The following is a 218-nucleotide window of genomic DNA, read 5'->3' as shown; positions in this document are numbered from 1 at the left end:
ATCTTTGGTTGTAATATCTGCCTTCATATCTTTGATTATTGTATCTAGCATTATATCCATAGTTACAACCCATACCATAATCTCTTGAGTAACCTCTGCCATAACCCATTCCATAGCCTCTACCATATCCAAATAAAGATACAGAACCAAATACCATAATTGCTATAGAAACCAAAATTATAAATCCTTTTTTCATTTTTAATTCTCCTTTAGTTGTG

General features: G+C 31.2%; 1 protein-coding gene. It reads right to left on the bottom strand.

All coding sequences use genetic code 11. The annotated features are described in order from the left end of the window. Positions 1 to 196 (bottom strand): hypothetical protein (locus E6A48_RS03775; RefSeq protein ID WP_219708687.1); only part of this gene is annotated, 196 nt, incomplete at its 3' end. Positions 197 to 218 lie beyond the last annotated feature (22 nt).

This window comes from Brachyspira pilosicoli, from assembly GCF_019402445.1.
In the GTDB taxonomy this organism is placed as follows: domain Bacteria; phylum Spirochaetota; class Brachyspiria; order Brachyspirales; family Brachyspiraceae; genus Brachyspira; species Brachyspira pilosicoli_B.
Note: the sequence above shows the minus strand (reverse complement) of the source record. Positions and strands in the feature narration are given on the sequence as shown.